Genomic DNA, 22920 nt, shown 5'->3' with positions numbered 1-22920 from the left:
ATATGATCGGGTGGACGCCGTCTCAAGCGCGCGAGGGCAAGCTTTGCTCCCGCACGGCCAAGCGCGGCTTGTATTGGTCGAGCAGCGCCGCCGGCAGCGCGAGCAACCGCGGGACCGACGTGTAGAGCAGCGCCGCCTCGATTTGCCGGCCGGGGAAGATGACGCTCAGCGCGGCGGCATAGGCCGCCATCTGCCGCAAATGATAGGTCGGCGCCTCCTCTGCCGTCTGCGGCGCGCGCCGCCCGGTCTTGAAGTCGACGACCAGCACGCGGTCGTTCTCGATCAGCAGCCGGTCGACGGTGCCCGACACGACGGTGCCGCCGACGGTGGCGGCGATCGGCGCCTCAGCGAGCGCCGTGTGCCCGAACAGCGCCGCGAAGTCGGGTTGATCGAGGATCGCGAGCGCGTCGCCGACGATCCGGCGGCGCTCGGCCGCATCGTCGACCTGCGCCGCGCCAGCCAGCCAGCGCTCGCCCGCCGCGGCGCGCTCGGCAGGCGGCAGCGCCGGCAGCCGCTCGAACAGCTGGTGGAGCAGACGGCCGCGCTGCGCGGCGGCGCGCATCGCCGGCGTGGGCGGCGGATCGGCAACCTCGTCCTCGCCGAGCGACGAGGGGGCGAGCGGACGCGGCGGGCGCGCTTCCTCGGGCGCAGGCGCGCGCAGCCAGGCGGGGATCGGCTCGGCCGCAGCATCGATGGTCTTTGCCGAGCCGGCACGCGGCGCCACCGGCTTGCCAGGGGTCCGACCGCGGAACACGCGCGTGCCGTCCTCCTCGGCGCCGACGTCCAGCGCGTCGAGCGCGGCGGCGGCGGCGGCGTGCCAGCTGAGCGGCGGCGCCACGCCTTGCGCGCGGGTGCCCGGCGCACCGGCGATCACCAGCCGTTCCTCCGCCCGGGTCGCGGCGACGTAGAACAGTCGCCAATGCTCGGCGAGTTCCTTGGCATCCGCCTCGGCAAGCGCGGCATCGAGCGGCCCGTCGCGCTCGCCCGCGCGTGGGCGGAACACCGGAAAGGCTGGTCCCGCATAGTCCTCGGGCGTCCACAGCAGCGTCTCGCGCCGGTTCTGGCTGGGGTCGATGCAGGCGTCGGCCAGGATCACCAGCGGCGCCTGCAGCCCCTTGGCGCCGTGCGCGGTCATCACCCGCACCGCGCCACCGCCCTGTGACGGGTCGCGCTTGATTTCGACGTCGCCACGATCGAACCAGTCGAGGAAGCGCTGGAGCGAGGGCGTCGCGACCTGCTCGAAGCTCAATGCCGCGTTGAGCAGTTCCTCGATCGGATCGCGCGCCTCCTCGCCCAGCCGCAGCAGCAGCTTGCGCCGCCCGTCGAGTGGCCCCGACAGCAGCTCCTCGAGGAAACGGTAGGGCGTCGCCAGATCGGCGCGGCGCAGGATGCGCTGGAGCGGCGCCAATGCTTCCTCGGGCTGGGTCGTGCGCAGGTGCCGCCACAGGCTGCCGCGCTCGCGCAGCGCCGCTGTCATCAGCTGCTCCTGGCTCCAGCCGATCAGCGGCGAGACGAGCAGGCTCGCCAGCGACAGGTCGTCGTCGGGCTGGAGCGCGAAGCGGATCGCGGCGAGCAGGTCCTGCACCGCCAGCGGCGCGTTGAGCCGCAGCCGGTCGATGCCGGCGACCGGCACATTTTCCGCATACAGCCGCGCGACGATCAGCGAGGCGAGTTCGCCGCGGCGCTTGACCAGCACCATGACGTCGCCCGCGCCCAGCATCCGCCCCTTGCTCTCCAGCGGCAGCGTGCCGATCCAATCGCGGATCTGGCGGGCGATGCGGGTGGCAAGCGTGCGGGTGGCGTCGGCGACCCATTGCTCCTCGCCATCGTCGCCCTCGCCCGCTTCCTCGACGGTCGGCGCCCACAGCGTCACGGTGCCCGGCCCGGCCACGCGGCTGGCATGCTGGAGCCGTTCCTCCATGTCGCCCATGCCGGGCTGCGGAAACGCGTCGATCGCCGCGTCGACGAAATCCAGCACGGGTGCCGTCGAGCGGAAGCTCTCGGTCAGCGACAGCGTGTCGAGCGGCTGCGCTTCCGTGTCAAACTCGGGAGCGACGGCGGCGCGCTGGTCGAACAGCTGGTGCGCCGCCTTGAAATACACCGGGTCGGTGCCCTGGAAGCCGAAGATCGCCTGCTTGTAGTCGCCCACCACGAACAGCGTGCGCAGCCCGGCGGTGCGTGCGCCTTCGCCTGCGAAGAATTCGTCGACCAGTGCGCGGACGATCGCCCATTGCTCGGGATTGGTGTCCTGCGCCTCGTCGATCAGGACATGCTCGGTCGCCTGGTCGAGCTTGAAGCGCACCCACTCGCCGATGCCCGGCTGTGCGAACAGCGCCAGCGTGCGCGCGATCAGATCGTTGAAGTCGACCGCGCCCGCACGCCGCTTCGCGTCGGCATAGGCGGCGGCATAGCGGCGTCCCGCCTCCAGCGCAGCGGCGAGCAGATCGGCATAGGCCGCGCGGCGGCGCATCGCGACCAGCTCGGCACAGCGGCTGCCGATCGCCTCGGCCGCGACGTCATAGTCGGGCATCGCCGCCAGGATCTTGGCCGATGCCTTTTTCAGCGTGTCCTTCTGGGTGAAGAACTGGCCGTAGAGCGTGTCGAGCGCATCCGCGCGAGCGGCCGGTTCGCCCGCCAGCCACGCTGCGATCGCGCCCGCGACCTTCAGGCCGGTGGCGGTGCCCCAGGCGCGGTTCGCCTCCATGAGGTCGCGCAAGGCCTCGACGTCGAATGCGTCGTCGCTGCACCCGGCGCAGATCGCCGCGTCGAGATCGCCGTGCGGCAGGTCGAACGCATCGCGCAGGAAGCCGGCGAGATCGGCCGGCAGCGCTGCCATCGCGTCCGGGCGGCGCGCGCATTCGGCCAGGAACGCCTCCGCCCTGCCCTCGCCCAGCCGCAGGCTGAGCGCCGCGATCGCATCGCCCAGCGTGACCCGCCCCTGCCGCTGTTCCTCGACCAGCATCGCCGCCAACGCATCGCGCGCCATCGCCGATTCCTCGCGCGCCTCCAGCGGGCGGAAGCCGGGGACCAGCCCCGCCTCGACCGGAAAGGCGGCAAGCAGCGTCTGGCAGAAGCTGTGGATCGTCTGGATGCGGATGCCACCGCCCGGCGCGTCGAGCACCCGCGCGAACAGCGTGCGTGCGCGGGCGAGCAGCGCCGGGTCGTTGGGGTCCTCCCCCAGCGCGAACAGGTCCTTCTTCAGGTCGGGCTCGGGCAGGCGCACCCAGCGGGCAAGGCGGGCATTGACGCGCTCGGCCATCTCGGCCGCGCCCGCTTTGGTGAAGGTGAGGCACAGGATCGCCGAGGGCTCTACCCCGCGCAGCAACAGGCGGAACACCCGCGCGGTCAGCACCTGCGTCTTGCCGGTACCGGCGGAGGCGGACAGCCAGACGTGGTGGCGCGGGTCGCTCGCGCGCGCCTGGTTGCCCTTCAGTTCGGGAAGCAGCCCGGCGCTACTCACGGCCATACCATTCGTCGCGGCGCATCAGCTGGTCGTACTCGGCAAAGGGGGCATATTCGGGCTTGAGCTTGGCGGTGAACGGTTCGGCGCCAGTCAGCCACTTCGCAACCGCCTCGGTGAAATGGTGGAGTGCCAACGCTACGAACCGGTCGGTCGGCACGCGGTTGAACTTGCCCGCCGGATCGACCGGCGTCGCGACATAGCCGAACGCATCGCCCTTCTTGGCGAGCGACCAGTATTCGAAGGCGGTGGCGGTGCCGGCGATGTCCTCGAACGCGCCGCGCTCGGCCATGATGCCGAGCAGGCCCAGCTGGAGGCTGAACCCGTCGCGCACTGCGCGGGTCGAGGGCGGCTGCCCGGTCTTGTAGTCGACTACCGCCAGTTCGCCGTTCTCCAGCGCGTCGATGCGGTCGAACTTCCCGCGCAGCTCGACGCCGGCGAGGTCGATGGTGCCCTCGCCCTCGACGCCCAGGATGCGGCGGCCGCCCTCCATTTGCGCCGCGACCTGACCCGCGATCCAGTCGACCGCCTCGCGCAGCCGCGGCACCCACAGCGCGCGCAGCAGCGGATGGGTGCGCGGATCGGCGGCAAGCTGCTCGACGCGCGCGGCGAGCTTCGCCGGATCGAAGCCGTCGTGGCGTGCCCATTCCTCCAGCACGGTGTGCACCGCCGTGCCGCGCCACGCGGCGCTGGGATCGGCGTCGACCGGATCGAGCGCCGCCAGCCGCAGCATCCGCCGCGCGTAGAAGGCGAAGGGATCGGCCTTGAGCCGGTCGACCTCGGTCACCGAAATCCTGCGCGGGCGCTGCGCCACCGGCGGGCATGGCGCCGGGCGCGGCGCGGGATCGTATCCGCCGGGATCGTCGATCGCATGCGTCCAGCGCGCGAGCGCGTCGGCGCGGGTGAGGCCGCCCGACAGCGCCTCCAGCCGCAGCCAGAAGCGCGAGGCGACGGTCGGCGCGCTCGCGTCGCGGTGGGCGCGGGTCAGCAGCACCTCGCGCGCGCCCAGACTTCCCGCGAAGTCGTGCGCGGCAAGGCCGATACGCCGCTCCAGCCCCGGCAGCCCCAGCTCGGCGCGGATGCGCGGCGCCAGCCAGGGATCGGGCGCAGGCAGCCCCGGCCAGACGCCCTCGTTGAGGCCGCCCAGGATCATCAGGTCCGCCGTCTGCAGCTGCGCTTCGAGCAGGCCGTAGATGGCAAGGCGCGGATGGCCGCCCTGCGGCGGGCGAACCGCCACCTCGTCCATCAGCGTGCGCAGCATCGGACCGATCGACTCGGGCTCGACCAACGCGGGGCCGTGCACCGCCTCCTGCTCCAGCGTGTCGAGCAACTCGGCCGCCCCGCGCCCCTCGGGTCGCGACCACAGCGCATCGCCGCCCAGCGCCGTCGCCGTGGCGCGCAACGCGCCGAGCAATTCGGGCAAGGGGCGTGCGCCCCCGGCATACGCCTCGGCAAGCGGGGCGAGCAGCGGGCGGGTCTGTTCCCACCACGGCGCCGCCGCACGACGGAGCGCGCCGTCGCGCCCCTCCGCATCGGCGAGAAAGGCGTCGAGCCCGGCGAGCCCCGGCGCCGGCCTTGGGCCCCGGATGGCGCGGTCGAGCCGTCGTACCCCTTCCAGCCAGTCAAGCCGTGCCTCGCCAGCACAGGCGAGCGGGTGCTTGAGCAGCGCGAGCAGCGGCAACGGCGCGAAATCCTGCGCAGCGACGTCGGCGAGCGCGAGCAGCATCGTGCCGGGCGGCAGCACCGACAGCGGCTGGCCGGCGGTGTCCTCCGCGGCAATCCCCCACCGTGCGCAATGCGCCGCCACCCGCCGAGCAAGCGCGCGGTCCGGCGTCACCAGCGCCGCGGTCTTGCCTTCGGTCTCCAGCGCCTGGCGCAGCGCGATCGCGATCGCCTGCGCTTCCTCCGCCGGAGTGGGCAGGTCGAGCGCCTGGACGCCCGCCAGGCTGCGGCGCTCGGCGGGCAGCGTGATCCAGTCGTGGGTGCGTTCGGCCGGGGCCAGCGCGCTTTCGATCGTGCGGCTGCGCGCCGGCCGCGCGTCATGCTCGCTGGCGGCGTGCCACGTCTCGAACTCGCGCCGGCCCACCCCCATGCGGTCGAGCAGCAGCTTCAACTGGAACTGCGGATGCGTCTCCAGCGATCGACGGCGGCGGCCGGTGACTGGATCGGGTTGGTGCGGCCCCAGCAGGTCCCATTCGGCATCGTCCATGTCGATGGCGAGGCCGGAGAGCACGACGCTCCCCTGTGGCAGCTCCGCGATCGCGCGCAGCAGTCGCGCGATCACCGGCGACGAACTGGCGATGCCGGCCGCGCAGACGAAGCCGTCGGGCGAGGTCGCCCGCCAGCGCGCGATCAGCCGGTCGAGCAGGCGTCGGCGGCGGACGGCGAGGTCGATCCGCCCGAGCTTTGCGAGCTCCTGCGGCCAGCGCACCAGAACCGTCTCGAACATCGCCAGCGAGCGCTGCCAATGCTCCTGGATCGGCTCCTCGAAGGTCAGCGTCTTCAGGGCGTTGGGCTCGACCTCCTCGACCAGCAGCTGGTCGAGCGTGCGCGCGAGGTCCCCGGCAAGCCGCACCGCCTCGGCGGCGTCGACCGGGCGGCGGGCACGCGCGCGTTCCTCCGCCACCAGCCGCGACAGGATCATGCGGCGCGCGAGCGGTGCTACCGCGGGCGGAATCGGATCGAGATCTTCCGCAGGATCGGCGAACGGCCCGACCGCCTCGTCGATCTCGGGATCGCCGACCGCGACCAGCCGCGGCATCAGCAGGCCGCCCTTGCTCGCGCGCACGAAGGCGTCGGTAATCGCGCGCTTGGCACGGTTGTTGGGCAACAGCACAAAGCCGCGCGCCAGCGCCATCGGGTTGCGGCCGTAGCGCCGCAGCAGGCCGTTCGCGAGCGCGTCGGCGAACGCCCGGTGTGGCGGGATCGAGTAGAGCCGAAGCCGCGGGGCCTCAGCCATCGGCGAGCGCCGCCTCGGTCTCCCCGATCGCGGCGGGGGTACCGACATCGAACCACAGCCCCTCGTGGACCATGCCCCACAGCCGGCCGGCGTCGAGCGCACGCTCCCAGAACAGGTTGGTCGAGAACGGCCCCTCCGGCCAGTCGGCGATCACCCGCGGCGACAGGATCTGGACGCCGGTGAACACGAACGGCGCCAGGCGGCCGGGCTGGCGCCGGCGGGTGATCCGGCCCGAGGGATCGAGGTGGAAGTCGCCCTGCCCGCGGTGGCTGGCGGCGCGCGCCAGCGGCACCAGCAGCAGCAGCGCGTCCATGCGGTCGTCGTCCCAGCTTTCCGCCAGCAGCCGGATCGCATCGACCGGTCCGTCGATCCACAGATTGTCGCTGTTGACGCAGACGAACGGCTTGTCGCCGATCAGGTCGCGCGCCTGGACCAGCCCGCCGCCGGTCTCCATCAGCTGCACGCGTTCGTCGGAAATCGCGAGGTCGAGGTCCTTCACCCGCGCGCGCAGATGCGCCTCCAGCACGTCGGCGAGGTAATGGACGTTGACCACCGCGCGTCGGATGCCGGCGGCGCGCAGCCGGTCGAAGACATGGTCGATCAGCGGCTTGCCCGCCACCTTGACCAGCGGCTTGGGACGGGTGGCGGTGAGCGGACGCATCCGCTTGCCCAGGCCCGCCGCCATCACCATCGCCGTCTCCGGTACGACGGCGTCGGGCACCGGGCGCAGCGACAGCGTCATCGATGCGGTCATGCGCGCACCTGCATCGGATCGCCGCGCAGCGCGGCCGGCAGGTTGGCGTCGAACCAGGCGGCGACCGGCGCCAGCACCGGCTGGGCGAGGTCGCGCTCTAGATAGCTCCAGACGCGCGGGCACAGCGCCGGGTAGCGCGGCTTGCCGTCACGCTGCCACAGCCGGGTGAAGATGCCGACGATCTTGGCGTTCCGCTGCGCGCCGAGCACGTGATAGGCGGCGAGGAAGTCGTCGCCGACGCCGGTGATGCGGCGATAGCGGTCGAGCATCGCCTCCTCCAGCGACGCGGGCACGTCGCGCCGCGCATCCTGGAGCAGCGAGACCAGGTCGTAGGCCGGGTGGCCGGCGAGCGCGTCCTGGAAGTCGAGCAGCCCCAGCGTCTCCGCCTCGCCCTCGATCAGCATCAGGTTCTCGGCATGATAGTCGCGCAGCACCGTCACCGCTGCATCACCCTCGACGGTGTCGAGCACCACCTCCCACGCGGCCTGGTATCCGGGCACGTCGACCTCAACGCCGATCGCCGGGCAATACCATTCGGGCAGCAGCATCGCCTCGCGCAAATAGACGCTGCGGTCGTAGGGCGGCACGGGCGCGGCGGGATGGTCGCGCAGGCGGATCAGCACGTCGACCGCCTCCGAATAGAGGCGCAGCTCGCTCTCGGGCGCGGCATCGACGGTTTCGCGCAGGCGCGCGTCGCCGAAGTCCTCGAGCAGCGCCAGCCCCTCGGCCGCGTCCTCCGCCAGGATCGCCGGCGCGCGGAAGCCGCGCTCGGTCAGCCAGCGCGCCAGTTCGACGAACGGGCGCTGGTCCTCCAGCGCGGGGGGCGAGTCCATCAGCACCGCGCTGCGGCCGGCGTCGATCGCGCGGAAATAGCGGCGGAACGAGGCGTCGCCGGCGAGCGGCACCACCTCGGCCCCTCCCCATCCGTGCGCTGCGAGAAAGGCGGGCGCCGCGGCGGGCGGGTTCATGTCAGCGGCCATCGTGCCTTCCATGACGGCGGCACCTTGGCTGTCAAGCGGCGGGTGCCATCGGGTTCGGGGGTGAGGGTGAGCCACAGCGCATCGTCCCACGCGCTGTCGGGCAGCCGCTCGGGCCATTCGACCAGCAGCAGCGCGTCGAGCCGGGCCTCGTCGAGCCCGAGCTCCTCGGCCTCGTCGGGATGCTCGATGCGATAGAGGTCGACGTGGAGCACGGGAAAACGCGTCTCGGGCGGCTCGTAGGGCTGGACGATCGCGAAGCTCGGCGACGGCGCCTCCTCCAGCAGACCCAGCGCGGCGAGCAGCCCGCGCGCGATGCTGGTCTTGCCGGCGCCCAGCGGCCCGGACAGCGCGATCGCGTCGCCCGGCTGGACGACGCGGGCCAGGGCGGCGCCGAACGCGTGGCTGTCCTCCGGGCCGGCGAGCAGCAGGTCGCTCATCCGCGCGGCAGCTCGATCGTCACCAGTGTGCCGGCGCCCTGTTCGGATACCAGCTCGATGGTGCCGCCATGCGCCTCGACGATGCGGCGGGCGAGCGGCAGGCCGAGGCCGAGCGCGCGCTCACCGCGGCGGAGCGCGCCGCCAGGGGCGAAGCGGTCGAGCGCATGAGCAGCGGTGTTGGCGTCCATGCCGGGACCGTCGTCGGACACGACGATGCGCGCGCTGTCGGCGTCGCCGTCGGCGTGGAGCAGCACGCGCCCGCGCTCGCGGGTGCCGGCTATGGCGTGGTCGAGCAGGTGGCAGATCGCCTGGCCGATCCGCCGCGCATCGCCGATCATGTGGCCGACCGAGGGCGCGACCTCGACCGCGAGTTCGATCTTCTTGGCGGCGGCGGCCGGCAGCATCTCCGCCGCCATCGCGCGGGCGAGCGGCGCCAGCTCGATCTCGCTGCGCTGGAGCGGCGCGCCCTCGCTGGCGGTGAGGTCGAGCACGTCGTCGATCAGTTCGCCCAGCCGGTCGACCGATTCGAGGATCGCGCCAGTATAGCCGGTCGCCGTCTCGCCGAGCGCGCCGGCGTAGCCGCCGTGGAGCATCTCGGTGAAACCCTTGATCGAGGTGAGCGGCGTACGCAGCTCGTAGCTCATCGCCGCCAGGAATGCGGTCTTGGTGCGGTCGCCCGCCTCCAGCGCCTCGTTGCGGTCGCGCAGCGCCTGCTCGATCCGCCGGCTGTCGGAAATGTCGAGCATCGTCAGCAGCGCGTTGCCGTCGGGCAGCGGCACCGCGCCGAATTCGTAGTGGCGTCCGTCCGCCATCGCGAAATGGCCGCCGCGTTGGATGCGCTGGACGGTGGCGAAGCGGATCAGCTCGGGGATCAGCAGCGCGCGCGACGGATTGGCGAGCTTCGGCGCCGCCAGTTCGGCGATCGCATCGACGCGAGGATGGTCGTTGAGAAACGCCTCTTCCAGCCCCCACAGCTGGCGGAACTTGCTGTTCCACAGCTGCAGCCGGCCGTCGGCGGCGAACACGCCCAGCGCCTCGAACAGATTGTCGAAGGTGGCGGTGCGCACGCGCAGCAGCGTGTCGCGCGCGCTCGCCAGCTGGACCTGCTCGGTGCGATCCTCGAAGATCACCAGCAGGCCGCCTTCGGGCAGCGGCTGGGCGACGACGCGCAGATAGGTGCCGCCGGGCAGGTGCCACGGCTCCTCCACGGCTTCCGCGGCGCGGAACCAGGCGCGGCGCTCCTGCTTCCACCCGGGGAAGTCGCGCACCTCGGGCAGGCGCTTGGCCTCACGCATGCGCTCGAGCACGCGGTCGAACTCGGGCCGGTCGGCAAGCCATTCGCCGCGCATGCCGAAGATGCGGCGGAACGGCTGGTTGCAGAAGTCGAGCGAGCGGTCGGCGGCGAACTGGACCACCCCCGCCGACAGCCGGTCGAGCACCGCGCGCTGCGCGAGCCGCGAGCGCTTCATGCCGGCGCGCATCTCCTCGATGTCGTGGATGTCGACCGCGAAGCCGGCGATGCCGCCCTCGGGCAGCGGCACGTCGTGGACGCGCAGCGTCCGCCGCTCGCCGCCGATGGTGGCGGGCATCACGCTCGCCTGCGGCTGGCCGGTGTCGCGGGCGATCAGCGCGCTGCCGAGCGGTCCGCCCATGCCGTCGCCGTCGACCAGCTCGGCCTGGCGCCCCAGCACCTCGCGCGCGTCGAACGCATCGACCGCGCGGACATAGGCGCTGTTGACCATCGCCAGCCGCAGGTCGCCGTCGCGGTACCACATCGGCATCGGCGCGGCCTCGATCAGGCCGGAGAGCGCGTCGAAGCCCGAGCGATATTCCTCGATGTCGCGCGACAGCGTGCCGATCTCCGCCTGGAACTCGGTCGCGTCGAAGAACCACACGAGCGCGCCGCCGTGGGGTTCGAGCACCGCCGGCGCGCGTTCGCCCGCGGCGATCAGGGTGCGGGCGGCGCCGCGCGCGCGCACCTCGATGCGGAACGGCCGCGCCGCACGCTGCGCGCCGCCGATCTCGCGCAGCAGCGCCTCGGCACTCGCCGGATCGAGCCCCTCGTCCATGCCGGTCAGGTCGGCGAGCGTCTGCGGCATCGCCGAGAGCCCCAGCCATTCGGCGAGCCGCGGTGGCATCTCGACCCGTCCGTCGCCGCGCACCAGCATCGCCTGCGCAGGGGCGGCACGCACCAGCGTCGCGTCGATGCCGGCAGCGGCCATGCCGGCGCGCGCGCGCCTGCGCAGCCACAGCCCGGCCGCGAGCGCCCAGATCGCGCCGACCAGCACCACCGCCAGAACCGCCCCGGCCAGGATCGCCGAAACGGGGTTGAGAATGATCATCGCCGCGTTCGTCCTCGCGGACGTGCCGAACTGCCTGCCCTCATCGGCCGCGGTTTAGGCGATCTCTCGGCCAAGCGCCATGCGCGCCGCAGCACCGGCGGGTCGCTTCGTCGCCGGACGCGAAACGGGGCCCACGAAAAAGGGCGGAGTGCCCGGCACCCCGCCCCGCTCCACGCTTCGCCATCTTCCGTTCTCGTCATCCTGACAGAGGTCAGGATGACGAGAGTGGCAGATCAATAGCGATAGTGATCCGGCTTGAACGGCCCCTCGACCGGCACGCCGATATAGTCGGCCTGCTTGCTGGTCAGCTTGGACAGCTTCACGCCCAGCTTCTCCAGGTGGAGCGCCGCGACCTTCTCGTCGAGGTGCTTGGGCAGGACGTAGACCTCGTTCTTGTATTCGTCCGACTTGGTCCACAGCTCGATCTGCGCCAGCACCTGGTTGGTGAAGGACGAGGACATCACGAACGACGGGTGGCCGGTCGCGCAACCCAGGTTCACCAGGCGGCCCTTGGCGAGGACGATGATCTTCTTGCCGTCGGCGAACTCGACCTCGTCGACCTGCGGCTTGATCTCGGTCCACTTCAGGTTGTTGAGGCCCGCGATCTGGATCTCGCTGTCGAAGTGGCCGATGTTGCACACGATCGCCATGTTCTTCATCGCGCGCATGTGATCGAGCGTGATGACGTCGGCGTTGCCGGTGGCGGTCACGAAGATGTCGGCGCGGGTTGCCGCGTCTTCCATCGTCACGACCTCATAGCCTTCCATCGCCGCCTGCAGCGCGCAGATCGGGTCGACCTCGGTCACCAGCACGCGCGCGCCGCCGTTGCGCAGCGATGCGGCCGAGCCCTTGCCCACGTCGCCGAAGCCCGCGACGCACGCCACCTTGCCGGCGAGCATCACGTCGGTCGCGCGGCGAATCGCGTCGACCAGCGATTCCTTGCAGCCGTAGAGGTTGTCGAACTTCGACTTGGTCACCGAGTCGTTGACGTTGATCGCCGGGAACGGGAGCTTGCCCTGCTTGGCGAGCTCGTAGAGGCGGTGGACGCCGGTGGTGGTCTCTTCCGACACGCCCTTGATCGCGTCGACCGTCTTGGTGAGGTAGCCCGGACGCTCCTTGAGGAAACGCTCGAGCGTCGCGACGAAGATCTCTTCCTCTTCGTTGGTCGGGGTGAACAGCGTCTCGCCCGCCTCGACGCGCGCGCCCCACAGCGCGAACATCGTCGCGTCGCCGCCGTCGTCCAGGATCATGTTGCAGGTGGTGTCCTGCCCCCAGTCGAAGATGCGCGTGACGTATTCCCAATATTCCTCGAGCGTCTCGCCCTTGACGGCGAACACCGGGATGCCCTGCTCGGCAATCGCGGCGGCGGCGTGATCCTGGGTCGAGAAGATGTTGCACGACGCCCAGCGCAGCTCGGCGCCCAGCTTGGCCAGCGTCTCGATCAGCACCGCGGTCTGGATCGTCATGTGCAGCGAGCCGGTGATGCGGGCACCCTTCAGCGGCTGCGACGCGCCGAATTCCTCGACCAGCGACATGAGGCCGGGCATCTCGGTCTCGGCGATCTCGATTTCCTTGCGGCCGAAGGCGGCGAGGCTGATGTCCTTGATGACGTAGTCCTGGGTGTCGAGCGCGGTGGCCACGAAATATCTCCTGTCGATGCGCACCCGAGCCGGCACGCCGCATGCGGCGGCCCTAGCCGACCCCCCGCCGCCGCGCAATCAGCTATATAAAGAGTTCTTTATATGACGGGTCCGGAACGGCGGCGGCGGAGGCGGCGCCGGAGCGCCGCCCGCCCCCTATTTGCGCACACCCAGGATCGCGCCCGCGGCAAAGCCGGTTGTGCTCTCGTAGCGGAACACGGCTCCGATCTCGACGCCGGCCGGGCCGTAGAGCGCACCCACGATCTCGCCCGAATAGGGGTAGGCGGGATCGCTGCGCACGCTGCCGCTGAACCGTCCGGTCGCGCGGTCGAGCTTTGCCGTGAAGGTGAACGGCACGTCGGTGTGGTTCCACGTCTCGTTGCCGTCCACGACGAACGTGCCCGACACCGTGCCCGCCGCCCAGTCGACCGCGATCGTCGGCAGAACGGCCGTCGGAAGGAAACCGGTGAAGGCGGTGCGCGTCGTCACCCCGGTCACGTCGAAACCGGCAGTGTAGTCCGCCCGCCCCGAGCCGGGCAGGTCGGACGCCAGCGTTGGCGATCCGTAGATGAACAAGCGCCGGTAGGCACGACTGCCGCCGCCGTCGAACCAGCGGACATACCCGGCATAGGTCCCGCCATCGCGCAGGACGCGGCGAACGAACCGCGGCTCCCCTCGGAAACCATCGGCGCGCCAGCCCGGCTCCTCGCCGGCGCCAAGCTCGGCGGGACCGGCGTCGAACCGGGCGCCGTCGAAGAACGCCTCGTAGCGTCGCCCCTCGCTCTTGAAGCGGAAGCCGACGCGGGCGGAATCGGTCTGGAGCGCGGTGCTGCCACCGGCCGGGACCGTCGACCCGTCGATTTCCTCGGTCACGATCGCCCCGACCCCGGCGAAGGTCGCATCGACGGAGAAATCGGCCGCATTCGTATAGCTCGGTGCCGGAGCGGGGGTCGGCGTCGGCGTCGGGGTGGGCGTAGGAGAGGGCGCCGGCGTTGGTGTGGGCGTCGCCGTCGGCGTGGGCGCTGGCACCGACACGTCCCCACCCGAACCGCCATCGTCGCCCCCGCATGCCGAAAGCAGCGCAAGCGCCGCGAGCGACGCCGTCCAGCTCGAACCCTGTTTCCGCATCCTCACCCCTTCAACGCGCAAGAGCGGCACGACGCCGCCCTCTTTTGCGCCCCGATCATCGCCCGTCCGGGAAGAAGAATGCAAGGCCGGCCGAAGAAATCAGGCGGTGCCGCCGCCGCTCACCAGCAGTCGCGGATCGATTCCGGCAGTGGTGAAGCCGCGTTCCCAGCGATCCTCCGCAGCAACGTCGAAGAGGAGCGACGGGTCGGCGCGCGTCGTGAACCAGCCGTGCCGCGTCAGCTCCCCTTCGAGCTGGCCGGCTTCCCAGCCGGCAAAGCCCAGCGCGACGAGGAACTGTTGCGGACCTTTGCCCTCGGCGATCGCTTTCAGCACGTCGATCGTTCCCGACAGCGACCAGCGGCCGGAGACATCGATCGTGTCCTGGCCCGACCAGTCATCGCTGTGAAGCACGAAGCCGCGGCGCGGCTCCACCGGCCCGCCGATGTGCACGGGGCGGTCGGGCACCAGATCGGTGCGCAGTTCGAACTGGCGCAGCAGGTCGTGCAGGCCAAGGCCTTCGACCTCCTCGCTAATGCCGACGCCCATCGCCCCCTTTTCGTCGTGGGCGCAGATCGCGATCGCCGCGCGCTCGAACCTCGGATCGCCGATACCGGGCATCGCCAACAGGAACTGCCCGACCAGAAACGCTGCACTCTCCATGGCTTGGGAACATAGCGCGACCCCGCCGCTTGAAAAGCCCCGCCCGCGCGCCCTAGCTATCCGCGACGGCGCCCCCTCGGGCGCACGCGACACGGAGATTTGCATGACCATCCAAGTGGGCGACCGCCTGCCCGACGCCCCCCTCGTCAAGGTGACCGGGGACGGCCCCGACCAGATCGACACCGCCGGCTACTTCGCCGGCCGCCGCGTCGCGCTGTTCTCGGTGCCGGGCGCCTTCACCCCGACCTGCTCGGCGCGCCACCTTCCCGGCTTCGTCGAAAAGGCCGATGCGATCCGCGCCAAGGGCATCGACGAGATCGCCTGCACCGCCGTCAACGACGCCTTCGTGATGCAGGCGTGGGGCGAGGCGACCGGCGTGGGCGACAAGGTCACGATGCTGGCCGACGGCAACGGCGCCTTCGCCAAGGCGGTCGGGCTGGAACTCGACGGCTCGAAGTTCGGCCTGGGCAGCCGCGGCCAGCGCTATGCGATGGTCGTCAACGACGGCGTGGTCGAGGCGCTGCACGTCGAGGAAGGCGGCGAGTTCCGGGTGAGCTCGGCCGAGCATCTGCTCGAGACGCTCTGATCCGCGGGCCGGGGAGATCGCCTAGACGCGATCTCCCCGCCTTGCCGAACATGCCTTTCGGAACCCCGGCGCCCCGCACGAGTTGGTTTGCTCGTTACGCGATCACACTGAATCGATGGGAGGCTCCGCGATGAATGCATCCACGACGAACACCACCAACGGCACGACCGGCACCGACACCACTGCCGAGACCAAGACCGGCTTCGCCGACAAGGCCCATGTGCAGCTCGACAAGAGCAAGGAAGTCGTCGCCGACGCCGCCGCCAAGAGCAAGGAGGCGATCAGCGGTGCGGCCAAGAGCACCACGGCCGCGGTGAAGAACAACCCGGGCACCACCGCCGCGATCATCGCCGGTGCGGCCGCTGCGGTCGCCGGCGCAGCGTTCGGCGCCTCCAAGCTGATCGACAAGAAGAAGGCGTCCGACAAGACCACCGGCACCAAGTCGACCGCGGCGAAGTCGACCGCCGCCAAGTCGGGCACGACCAAGTCCGCCGACACCAAGTCGACCGGCAAGTAAGCCGCCGCGCGGGATCGCCGCGCAGCACCAGGCGCCGGTGTCCGCAGCCGCGGGCGCCGGCGTTTGCGCGTGTGGGCGATGCGCGCTTGCTTGCGCGCTGGCGGCGAACGCTTTAGCGGCAGAGGATGACGCAAGCCTCAGACATCGTCGATCGTCTGGATCGACTCTACACTGCCTCCGTGGATCGGCTGCGGGGCGCGCTCGACACCTATCTCCGCGACGGTACGCCCCCGCCCAGCTCGGCGCGGATGGACGGCTCCTTCGCCTATCCCGAGCTTCGGCTGAGCTATCGCGGCGGCGGCGATCTGCCGACGCCGATGCGCTCGTTCGCGCGGCTCAACGTGCCGGGCGACTATCGCATCACCGTGACGAAGCCGGCGATGTTCGCCGACTATCTGACCGAGCAGCTGTCGCTGATCCTGGACAGCCACGACGTCGAGGTGAGCGTCGCGCCGAGCCGCCAGGAAATCCCCTTCCCGTATGTCCTCGACGCCGGCCATGCGCTCAGTCTGGACGCGGTCTCCGCCGCCGAGCTCGCGCGCCACTTCCCCGCGACCGAGCTGGCGCACATCGGCGACGAGATCGCCGACGGGCTGTGGGTGAACGCGGACGAGAGCCGGCCGCTGGCGCTGTTCGACGGGCTGCGCACCGATTTCTCGCTCGCGCGGCTGCGCCACTACACCGGCACCCCGCCCGAGCACATCCAGCGCTACGTGCTGTTCACCAACTATCATCGCTACGTCGACGAGTTCGTCCGCTGGGCGTGTTCGCAGCTGGGCGAAGGCAGCCGCTACACCGGCGTGTCGGGTGCGGGCGGGCTGATGATGACGGCGGGCGACGACGTCGACAAGCTGGTGACCGACAGCGCGTGGCGGCGCCACCAGATGCCGGCCTATCACCTGATGGCGCCCGACCGCAGCGGCATCACGCTGGTCAACATCGGCGTCGGCCCCTCCAACGCCAAGACGATCTGCGACCATCTTGCCGTCACGCGCCCGGAGGCGTGGCTGATGATCGGCCATTGCGGCGGCCTGCGCCCCAGCCAGCGGATCGGCGACTATGTCCTAGCCCACGCCTATCTGCGCGACGACCACGTCCTCGACGACGTGCTGCCGCCCGAAATCCCGGTGCCGGCGATCGCCGAGGTGCAGCAGGCGCTCGCCCGCGCGGCGCAGAGCGTGTCGGGCCAGTCGGGCGACGAGCTCAAGCGGCGGCTGCGCACCGGCACGATCGTCACCACCGACGACCGCAACTGGGAACTGCGCTTCTCGCGCTCGGCGCTGCGCTTCTCGCTCAGTCGCGCGGTCGGCATCGACATGGAATCGGCGACGATCGCCGCACAGGGATACCGCTTCCGCGTACCCTACGGCACGCTGCTGTGCGTCTCGGACAAGCCGCTCCACGGCGAGTTGAAGCTGCCGGGACAGGCCAATCGCTTCTACGAGCGCGCGATCAACGAGCATATGCGGATCGGCATCGAAACGTGCGAGGAACTGCGCCGCGAAGGCAACCGCCTCCACAGCCGCAAGCTGCGCGCGTTCAACGAGCCGCCGTTCCGCTGATCGAGCGCGGGGGGCGCCTCCCCTCGTCATCCTGACGGAAGTCAGGATCCATTGCCGCTACGGGCAAGAGCAGCGGGCGTTGCGCGTCTGGATGCTGACTTTCGTCAGCATGACGAAGAGGGTGTGCGGGGCAAAAGGGGGCGGCGATGAACGCCCCCCCGCTCGCTCACCAGCCCTTGGGCTTGCCCTTGTTCTGCTGGTCGAGCCAGGTCTTCAACGGGGCGAAATAGTCGACCATCGCCTTGCCGCTCATCTTGCGGGTGCCGGTGAAGGCCTCCAGCGCCTCCGGCCAGGGCTTGGACGCGCCCATCGCCAGCATCTTGTTCAGCCGGGCGCCGACCTCCTTGTTGCCGAAGAAGGAGCAGCGGTGGAGCGGCCCCTTCCAGCCGGCCTGGTCGCACGCCGCCTTGTAGAACTGGAACTGGAGGATGCGCGCCAGGAAGTAGCGCGCGTAGGGCGTGTTGCCCGGGATGTGGTACTTGGCGCCCGGATCGAAGCGGGTCTCGTCCCGCGCCACCGGCGGCACCACGCCCTGGTACTGGAGGCGCAGCGCGTCCCAGCCCTTCTGATACTGGCCGGTCGGGATATCGCCCGAGAACACGCCCCAGCGCCACTTGTCCATCAGCAGGCCGAACGGCAGGAACGCCACCTTGTCCATCGCCTGGCGCAGCAGCAGGCCAATGTCCTTGTCGGCACCTGGCACCTGCGCGCGGTCGAGCAGGTCGATGTTCACCAGATAGTCCGGCGTGATCGACAGCGCGACGAAGTCGCCGATCGCCTCGTGGAAGCCGTCGTTGGCGCCGTTCATGTAGAGGAACGGCTGCTGGTTGTAGGCGCGCTGGTAGTAGTTGTGACCGAGCTCGTGGTGGATCGTCACGAAGTCGTCGGAGTTGACCTTGGTGCACATCTTGATGCGCACGTCGTCCTTGTTGTCGAGGTCCCAAGCGGAGGCGTGGCAGATCACCTCGCGGTCGGCGGGCTTGGTAATCTGCGACCGCTGCCAGAAGGTCTCGGGCAGCGGCGCGAAGCCGAGCGAGGAATAGAAGTTCTCGCCCGCCTTCACCATCTTCACGGGGTCGTAGTTCTTCGCCTTGAGCAGATCGCCGATATCGTAGCCGAGGTCGCCCGAGCCGGCGGGCGCGACCACGTCATAGATGTTGCCCCATTCCTGCGCCCACATGTTGCCGAGCAGGTCGGCACGGATCGGGCCGGTCTTGGGCTGGACGGCATCGCCGTACTTCTCGTTGAGCTTCCAGCGGACATAGGTGTGGAGCGACAGGTAGAGCGGCTCGACCTCCTTCCACAGCGTGTCGGCCATCTGCGCGAACTGCTCGGGCGGCATGTCGTAGCCCGACCGCCACATCGAGCCGACATCGGCGAAGCCCAGCTCCTCGGCGCCCTGGTTGGCGATGCCGACCATCTGGGCATAATCCTGCCGCATCGGCGCGCCGACATTGTCGTGCCAGCTGACCCACATCTCCTTCAATTCGTTGGGGTCGCGGCTGGTGCCCATCGCCGCCTCGATGTCCGATCCGTTGATCGGCTGGCCGTTGCGGGTGCCGCGGCCCTTGCCATAGGCCGATGCCATCTTGGTGGCGAGGTCGGACAGTTGCTGCGCCGCGCCAGGACGCGTCGGCGCCGGCAGCGTCAGGCCGTTCTTGAGGATGTCGAGCTTGCGGCGGGTGTCGTAGGACAGCCCCTTCACGCCGTCGAACTTGGCGGCTTCCAGCGCATAGCGAACGCCCATCTCGGTGCCGATCGCGCCCGACTTCGCCGCGAGCGCGTCGGTATCGTCGGTGATGTAGGTGGCGTTCACCCAGGCGATGCGCGCCGCGTCGAGCGAGAAGTCGCCCATCTCCTGTTCGGCGCGCGCGACCAACGCGTCGGCCTGGGCTGCGGTAGGGGCCGCGGCGGCGGCGGGCGCCGGCTGCGCGGTCTGGGCGAAGGCGGGTGCGGTGACGAGCGAAAGCGCGACGGCAAGCGTCGAGGCAGCGGTACGGAACATGAAAAACCCCCAGGGTCAGACGGATGCGCGCAACCTGCGCGCCCGCCCACCCCCAGGTCAAGCGCCGAGGAAGTCGGCGATCGCCTGTCCCAGCTCCGGCTTGGTCACCGCGCTCATATGCCCGCCCGGCACCTCGCGCAGCGTCGCGTGCGGAAGCAGTTCGGCAAGCGCGGCGTGGCTGCCGTTGTCGCTGTCCTCCTCGCCCGCGACCACCAGCGTCGGCTGGGCGATCGCGGCGATGGCGTCGCGCTCGGTATCCACGAAGGTGTCCAGGATGCCGAGCAGCGCGACCGGATCGCCCTTGGTGGTCTTGAGGAAGGCTTCCGCCAGCCATTCGGGCGTGCCGCGCTCGTGCTTGCCGAGGTTGGTCAGGATGTTGCGGAAATGGTCGGCGCGGCCGCTGGTGCCGGTCAGCCCCTCCAGCCCCATGCCGGCGACCACCAGCTTGGCCGGCGCCGCCCCGCGCGCCACCATCCGCACCGCGGTTCGCCCGCCGAGCGAATAGCCGCCGAGGTCGTAGTCGGTGAGCCCCAGATGCGCGACCAGCGCCTCGCCGTCCTGCGCCAGCGCGTCGGGCGGGTACGCCGCCGCATCGTGCGGGCGGGCGCTGTGCCCGTGCGCGCGCAAGTCCGGCATGATCACGCGATATCCCTTGGCCGCGATCTTGGCGGCGTGGCCGTAGCGGATCCAATTCGTATAGGCGTCGCTGAAATAGCCGTGGATCAGCAGCAGCGGGCGGCCCTCGCCGCCCTCATGCCAGGCAAGCTCGGTGCCGTCGAAGCTCTGGAAGCGGTGCGTCTCAGTCGGGAAGTCTGCCAAGGGTTTTCATCCACCTGTCGCGCGTGGCCGGGTTCTCGTCGGCGCGATATTCGGGCAGGCCGCGCGTGTCGAGCCATTGCGGGTGCCAGCTCTCCACCCCGAAATGGTGGCGCGGCTGGAAGCGCGCGGGCGCGTCGAAGCTGCCGATCGTCAGGTCCAGGTTCTCGCTGTCCGGGAATTCGAAGGTCAGCGGCGTGCCGCACTCGCGGCAGAAGCCGCGGTTGGCGATCGGCGAGGAGGCGTAGCGGTCCGGCTCGCGCTCCCACACCACCTCCGCCTTCTTCACGTTCTTGAACGCGATCGAGACGCCGCCGGTCGCACGCTGGCACATGCGGCAGTGGCACAGATAGGCGTCGTCGTCGTGGATGGCGACGCGGTAGCGGATTCGTCCGCACTGGCATCCGCCGGAAACCGTCTCGCGCATCGCCTTCTCCCGTTCCTCTGCTGCACCACCTCGACATCGTGCGCGGCTTGGGCATCATGGGATCGTTCGTCGCACAGGAGTATCCCATGCCATCCCGTATCCCGCGCACCCTCCCGCGCCTGCTCGCGCTCGCCGCGCTGCTCGGCGCCTCGCCGCTCGCGCTCGCCGCACCGGGCAAGACACCCAGCTTCGACATCGCGCGCGTCGCCAACGACATCAAGATCCTGTCGAGCGACGAATATGAGGGCCGCGGCCCCGCCACCCGCGCCGAGACCAAGACGATCACCTATATCGCTGAGGCGTTCAAGGCGGCGGGGCTCAAGCCGGCCGGCGACAAGGGCAGCTTCTTCCAGGACGTGCCGCTGCTGCGCTCCGACATCGTCGGCACGCCCAGCCTGTCGATGGCGATCGGCGGCACCGCCACGCCGCTCACCCAGGGCGACCAGATCGCGGTGCGCGCCGCCTCGACCGGGCAGACGGCGGTGAAACTCGACCAGGCGCCGCTGGTGTTCGTCGGCTATGGCGTCAAGGCGCCGGAGCGCAACTGGGACGACTTCAAGGGTATCGACCTCAAGGGTAAGATCATGGTCGTGCTGGTCAACGACCCCGACTTCGAGGGCGGCGAAGGCGATTTCGGCGGCAAGCTGATGACCTATTACGGCCGCTGGACCTACAAGTACGAGGAAGCCGCGCGGCAGGGCGCGGCCGGCGTGCTGGTGATCCACGAGAGCGAGCCCGCCTCCTACGGCTGGGCGACGGTCAAGAACTCCAACACCAACACGATGTTCGACATCGTCCGCTCCGATCCGACGAAGGCGCACACCGCGATGGAGGGCTGGATCCAGAAGGATCTGGCGACCCGGCTGTTCCAGGCGTCCGGCACCGATTTCGACGCGGCCAAGGCGGCCGCGCGCAAGGCCGACTTCCGGCCGATGCCGCTGAAGGCGACGATGACCGCCAGCTACCAGGTGAAGCCGGAGATCATCACCTCGCACAATGTCGCAGGCGTCCTGCCGGGCAGCGGCCACCCCGAGGAGACGGTGATCTATTCGGCGCACTGGGATCACCTGGGCATCGGCGCACCCGATGCGAAGGGTGACACCATCTACAACGGTGCGCTCGACAATGCGTCGGGCACCGCCGCGCTGCTCGAGCTCGCCCGCGCCTATGGCAAGGGGAAGAAGCCGGACCGCTCGGTGCTGTTCCTGGCGGTGACCGCCGAGGAGAAGGGGCTGCTCGGCTCCGAATATTACGCCGCCAACCCGCTGCGGCCGCTCGCCACCACCGTCGGCGCGATCAACATGGACGGTCCGTTCGCCGCCGAGAAGACCCGCGACTTCAGCATCTCGGGCGCGGCCAAGCTCGACCTGCTGACGATGCTGACCGAAGAGGCCGGCAAGGTCGGGCGCCACTATACGCCGGACGCGCGACCGGAAGCGGGCAGCTTCTACCGTTCCGACCATTTTCCCTTCGCCAAGCGCGGCGTGCCGGCGATCTCCTACGATGCGGGCCAGGAGCTGGTGAACGGCGGTGCGGCGCGCGGCAAGCAACTGGCCGACGTCTATACCCGCGATCGCTACCACCAGCCGGCCGACGAATATGACGCGAGCTGGAACACCGACAGCTGGCAGGGCGACCTGGCGCTGCTCTACCGCCTGGGCGACCGGCTGGCGAACGGCCGGACCTGGCCGAACTGGTCCGCGGACAGCGAGTTCCGCGCCGCGCGCGAGGCGACCGCCGCCCAGCGCAAGTGATCGCGGCCGGCCGGGGGACGCCTGCTCCCCGGCCGGCGCGCCCTCCCATTTACGCGGCCGGGAAGCGGCGATAGGAGCGCGCAAAAGCCTTGGGGGAGGCATGACCTGCGACGGCGCCCATGTTCCGGAGCGCTTGATGACGTCTACCCTTCGTTCCCCTGCCCCCAGCGCGATCCCGCACAGCCGCGCGGAGGATCTCTATGCGATGTTCGTGGGCTGCACGCTGCTGGTGCTGGGGCTGGTGTTCCTGAAGGCGGCGGGGCTGGTGACGGGGGGCGTCGCGGGGATCGCGCTGCTGGTCTCTTACCTCGTGCCGCTGCCGCCGGGCGTGCTGTTCACGATCATCAACCTGCCCTTCTTCGTCTTCGCGGCGGTGGCGATGGGGATGCGCTTCACGCTGCGCTCGATCGCGGTCAACGCCGGCATCGCGCTGTTCTCCGCGATCCGCCCGCTCGCGTTCGAGGTGCACAACGTCCACCCGGCGTTCGCCGCGCTGGTCGGCGGCACGGTGATCGGAATGGGCATCCTGTCGCTAGCGCGGCATGACGCCGCGGTCGGCGGCACCGGCGTGCTGACGCTATGGCTGCAGCGCGAGCGCGGCTGGAACGCCGGCCGCACCCAGATCGCGCTCGACGTCGTCATCCTGTCGCTCGCGATCCCGGTGGTCTCGGCCGAGCGGCTCGGCTGGTCGATCCTGAGCGCCGCCGCGATCAGCGGCATCCTGATCGCGTGGCACCGTCCTGGCCGGTACACGGGGTATTGAGGGTGAGGCGGCCCCCCCACGACCAAGCCGTCACCCCAGCGAAGGCGGGACATTTGCATAACCGGTTTTTTGGTGAAGCGGTGGCGTGAATGGTGGTTGCGGCGGCGGGAGTGGCGACGCGGCGGGGATC

At 70.4% G+C, this 22920-nt stretch carries 17 protein-coding genes; 5 read left to right on the top strand and 12 right to left on the bottom strand.

The window, feature by feature from the left end; translation table 11 throughout:
• Window positions 1-22: 22 nt before the first annotated feature.
• The 9 genes from addA to ACBY01_RS12295 all read right to left on the bottom strand — a co-directional run bounded on the left by addA (window position 23) and on the right by ACBY01_RS12295 (window position 14360).
• A complete protein-coding gene (addA, locus tag ACBY01_RS12335) occupies window positions 23-3466 on the bottom strand; it encodes a double-strand break repair helicase AddA (protein ID WP_416461174.1) in 3444 nt (1147 codons plus the stop codon).
• A complete protein-coding gene (gene addB / locus ACBY01_RS12330) occupies window positions 3453-6419 on the bottom strand; it encodes a double-strand break repair protein AddB (RefSeq protein ID WP_416461173.1) in 2967 nt (988 codons plus the stop codon). Before addB ends, addA begins: the two co-directional genes overlap by 14 nt.
• Window positions 6412-7173: a nucleotidyltransferase family protein gene (locus tag ACBY01_RS12325; RefSeq protein WP_416461172.1), complete on the bottom strand. Its 762-nt coding sequence runs from the start codon at window positions 7171-7173 to the stop codon at window positions 6412-6414. The genes addB and ACBY01_RS12325 overlap by 8 nt, the downstream gene beginning before the upstream one ends.
• Entirely contained in the window at window positions 7170-8141 is a 972-nt protein-coding gene (locus ACBY01_RS12320; RefSeq protein WP_416461207.1) for an aminoglycoside phosphotransferase family protein, read from the bottom strand. The genes ACBY01_RS12325 and ACBY01_RS12320 overlap by 4 nt, the downstream gene beginning before the upstream one ends.
• Window positions 8138-8590, bottom strand: coding sequence for a tRNA (adenosine(37)-N6)-threonylcarbamoyltransferase complex ATPase subunit type 1 TsaE (gene tsaE, locus ACBY01_RS12315; RefSeq protein ID WP_416461171.1), 453 nt, complete (start codon window positions 8588-8590; stop codon window positions 8138-8140). The genes ACBY01_RS12320 and tsaE overlap by 4 nt, the downstream gene beginning before the upstream one ends.
• Window positions 8587-10932 carry a sensor histidine kinase gene (locus tag ACBY01_RS12310; protein ID WP_416461170.1) on the bottom strand — a complete coding sequence of 782 codons (2346 nt, stop codon included), beginning with the start codon at window positions 10930-10932 and terminating at the stop codon, window positions 8587-8589. The genes tsaE and ACBY01_RS12310 overlap by 4 nt, the downstream gene beginning before the upstream one ends.
• Before the next feature lie 233 nt (window positions 10933-11165).
• On the bottom strand, window positions 11166-12572 hold the full coding sequence (gene ahcY / locus ACBY01_RS12305; RefSeq protein WP_416461169.1) for an adenosylhomocysteinase: 1407 nt from the start codon (window positions 12570-12572) through the stop codon (window positions 11166-11168).
• Window positions 12573-12728: 156 nt separating this feature from the next.
• The gene (locus ACBY01_RS12300) at window positions 12729-13700 is read right to left on the bottom strand and encodes a HupA family protein (protein ID WP_416461168.1); all 972 of its coding nucleotides are present in this window, start codon (window positions 13698-13700) and stop codon (window positions 12729-12731) included.
• 99 nt (window positions 13701-13799) lie between these two features.
• Complete coding sequence (locus tag ACBY01_RS12295) at window positions 13800-14360, bottom strand: YqgE/AlgH family protein (protein WP_416461206.1); 561 nt, start codon at window positions 14358-14360, stop codon at window positions 13800-13802.
• Between the two features lie 103 nt (window positions 14361-14463).
• Between ACBY01_RS12295 and ACBY01_RS12290 the strand changes: the two genes are divergently transcribed.
• The 3 genes from ACBY01_RS12290 (at window position 14464) to ACBY01_RS12280 (ending at window position 17025) form a co-directional block, all read left to right on the top strand.
• Window positions 14464-14946, top strand: coding sequence for a peroxiredoxin (locus ACBY01_RS12290; protein ID WP_416461167.1), 483 nt, complete (start codon window positions 14464-14466; stop codon window positions 14944-14946).
• Window positions 14947-15076: 130 nt separating this feature from the next.
• Window positions 15077-15463 (top strand): hypothetical protein, encoded by a 387-nt coding sequence (locus ACBY01_RS12285; protein ID WP_416461166.1) that lies wholly within the window; start codon window positions 15077-15079, stop codon window positions 15461-15463.
• 125 nt (window positions 15464-15588) lie between these two features.
• The gene (locus tag ACBY01_RS12280; RefSeq protein WP_416461165.1) at window positions 15589-17025 is read left to right on the top strand and encodes an AMP nucleosidase; all 1437 of its coding nucleotides are present in this window, start codon (window positions 15589-15591) and stop codon (window positions 17023-17025) included.
• Between the two features lie 166 nt (window positions 17026-17191).
• Here ACBY01_RS12280 and ACBY01_RS12275 read toward each other — a convergent pair whose 3' ends face one another.
• From ACBY01_RS12275 to ACBY01_RS12265, 3 genes are read right to left on the bottom strand one after another with little or no spacing between them, the layout of a single operon-like run.
• The gene (locus tag ACBY01_RS12275; protein WP_416461164.1) at window positions 17192-19030 is read right to left on the bottom strand and encodes a M2 family metallopeptidase; all 1839 of its coding nucleotides are present in this window, start codon (window positions 19028-19030) and stop codon (window positions 17192-17194) included.
• A 57-nt stretch (window positions 19031-19087) separates the two neighbouring features.
• Complete coding sequence (locus ACBY01_RS12270; protein WP_416461163.1) at window positions 19088-19849, bottom strand: alpha/beta fold hydrolase; 762 nt, start codon at window positions 19847-19849, stop codon at window positions 19088-19090.
• The gene (locus tag ACBY01_RS12265; RefSeq protein WP_416461162.1) at window positions 19830-20273 is read right to left on the bottom strand and encodes a GFA family protein; all 444 of its coding nucleotides are present in this window, start codon (window positions 20271-20273) and stop codon (window positions 19830-19832) included. Before ACBY01_RS12265 ends, ACBY01_RS12270 begins: the two co-directional genes overlap by 20 nt.
• A gap of 86 nt (window positions 20274-20359) precedes the next feature.
• Here ACBY01_RS12265 and ACBY01_RS12260 point away from each other — a divergent pair, with 86 nt between their 5' ends.
• Together ACBY01_RS12260 and ACBY01_RS12255 are read left to right on the top strand one after the other, a co-directional pair.
• Window positions 20360-22027, top strand: a complete 1668-nt coding sequence (locus tag ACBY01_RS12260) for a M28 family metallopeptidase (RefSeq protein WP_416461161.1) — start codon at window positions 20360-20362, stop codon at window positions 22025-22027.
• Between the two features lie 136 nt (window positions 22028-22163).
• Window positions 22164-22790 carry a YitT family protein gene (locus ACBY01_RS12255; protein WP_416461160.1) on the top strand — a complete coding sequence of 209 codons (627 nt, stop codon included), beginning with the start codon at window positions 22164-22166 and terminating at the stop codon, window positions 22788-22790.
• The last annotated feature ends 130 nt before the right edge of the window (window positions 22791-22920 follow it).

Origin of the sequence: Sphingomonas mangrovi (assembly GCF_047975845.1) — a bacterium.
Lineage (GTDB): Bacteria > Pseudomonadota > Alphaproteobacteria > Sphingomonadales > Sphingomonadaceae > Sphingomonas.
The sequence above is the reverse complement of the archived record's forward strand: the minus strand, read 5'-3'. Positions and strand labels throughout refer to the sequence as shown.

Coding starts and splice junctions, on each gene's coding strand:
- ACBY01_RS12310 (WP_416461170.1), bottom strand. CDS start 10,932: ATGATCATTCTCAACCCCGTTTCGGCGATCCTGGCCGGGGCGGTTCTG.
- ACBY01_RS12280 (WP_416461165.1), top strand. CDS start 15,589: ATGACGCAAGCCTCAGACATCGTCGATCGTCTGGATCGACTCTACACT.
- ACBY01_RS12285 (WP_416461166.1), top strand. CDS start 15,077: ATGAATGCATCCACGACGAACACCACCAACGGCACGACCGGCACCGAC.
- ACBY01_RS12255 (WP_416461160.1), top strand. CDS start 22,164: ATGACGTCTACCCTTCGTTCCCCTGCCCCCAGCGCGATCCCGCACAGC.
- ACBY01_RS12325 (WP_416461172.1), bottom strand. CDS start 7,173: ATGACCGCATCGATGACGCTGTCGCTGCGCCCGGTGCCCGACGCCGTC.
- ACBY01_RS12265 (WP_416461162.1), bottom strand. CDS start 20,273: ATGCGCGAGACGGTTTCCGGCGGATGCCAGTGCGGACGAATCCGCTAC.
- ACBY01_RS12260 (WP_416461161.1), top strand. CDS start 20,360: ATGCCATCCCGTATCCCGCGCACCCTCCCGCGCCTGCTCGCGCTCGCC.
- addA (WP_416461174.1), bottom strand. CDS start 3,466: ATGGCCGTGAGTAGCGCCGGGCTGCTTCCCGAACTGAAGGGCAACCAG.
- ACBY01_RS12275 (WP_416461164.1), bottom strand. CDS start 19,030: ATGTTCCGTACCGCTGCCTCGACGCTTGCCGTCGCGCTTTCGCTCGTC.
- tsaE (WP_416461171.1), bottom strand. CDS start 8,590: ATGAGCGACCTGCTGCTCGCCGGCCCGGAGGACAGCCACGCGTTCGGC.
- addB (WP_416461173.1), bottom strand. CDS start 6,419: ATGGCTGAGGCCCCGCGGCTTCGGCTCTACTCGATCCCGCCACACCGG.
- ACBY01_RS12320 (WP_416461207.1), bottom strand. CDS start 8,141: ATGAACCCGCCCGCCGCGGCGCCCGCCTTTCTCGCAGCGCACGGATGG.
- ACBY01_RS12295 (WP_416461206.1), bottom strand. CDS start 14,360: ATGGAGAGTGCAGCGTTTCTGGTCGGGCAGTTCCTGTTGGCGATGCCC.
- ACBY01_RS12300 (WP_416461168.1), bottom strand. CDS start 13,700: ATGCGGAAACAGGGTTCGAGCTGGACGGCGTCGCTCGCGGCGCTTGCG.
- ACBY01_RS12290 (WP_416461167.1), top strand. CDS start 14,464: ATGACCATCCAAGTGGGCGACCGCCTGCCCGACGCCCCCCTCGTCAAG.